This window comes from Desulfovibrio sp. 1188_IL3213, assembly GCF_036763145.1.
Classification (GTDB): Bacteria; Desulfobacterota; Desulfovibrionia; order Desulfovibrionales; family Desulfovibrionaceae; genus Desulfovibrio.
Genome location: NZ_JBAIYR010000657.1, coordinates 1 through 899, shown reverse-complemented (window position 1 = coordinate 899; position 899 = coordinate 1). Strand labels below are relative to the sequence as shown.

1 protein-coding gene is annotated in these 899 nt (G+C 64.1%); it reads right to left on the bottom strand.

All coding sequences use genetic code 11. The annotated features are described in order from the left end of the window. On the bottom strand, positions 1–899 hold an 899-nt coding region (gene cobA, locus V6C16_RS14340; protein WP_333543571.1), incomplete at both ends, for a uroporphyrinogen-III C-methyltransferase.

Sequence of the window (899 nt, the reverse complement as noted above, 5' to 3'; positions counted from 1 at the left end):
TTCCAGCGGTATTCGGGCAGGCGGTTCAGGGCGTCATCCAGTTCCGCATAGTCGGCCAGGGGGCTGATTTCAATGGTGGGACACTGAATAACGTCCGCGCCCAGTTCGGCCAGGCTGGCAGCCAGACCGCTGGCCTGTTCCCGCGCGCGGGTAACCACCACGCCACGGCCCAGAAGCGGCTTTTGCTCAAACCAGTTGAGGGTTTTGTGCAGGCTTGCCACCTTGCCCACGAGAATGACCGAGGGATTGGTGAAGCCGGCCTCAATGGCGGCATCGGGCAATTGGGCCAGAGTAGACACAAGGCTGCGCTGGCGTGGCGTTGTGCCGCGATAGATGAGGGCGGCCGGAGTGTCGGGGTCCATGCCCGCATTCAGCAGGTTGCGGGCAATGTCGGGCAGGTTTTTCATGCCCATGACAAAGACCAGGGTAGAGGCGCTGGCCGCGAGGGCGGGCCAGTTGTGCACGGACCCCGGCTTGTCCGGGTTTTCGTGTCCGGTGATGATGGTGACGGAAGAGGCAAAGTCGCGGTGCGTCAGCGGAATGCCCGCATAGGCCGGAGCCGCGATGGTACTCGTGATGCCGGGTACTTCTTCAAAAGGCACTCCGGCGGCCACCAGTTCCTCTGCTTCTTCGCCGCCGCGCCCGAAGATGTAGGGGTCGCCGCCTTTCAGGCGGGCTACTACCTTGCCTTCTTTGGCCTTGCGCACCAGCAGGGCGTTGATCTCGTGCTGGGGCAGGGCGTGGTTGCCTGCCACCTTGCCCACATAAATCTTTTCAGCAGCGGGGTTGGCGTGGCCGAGCAGGCTGTCATTAGCCAGGGCGTCATACACCACCACATCCGCAGCGGCCAGGGCATCGCGGCCCTTGAGGGTGAGCAGGCCCGGATCGCCGGGGCCTGC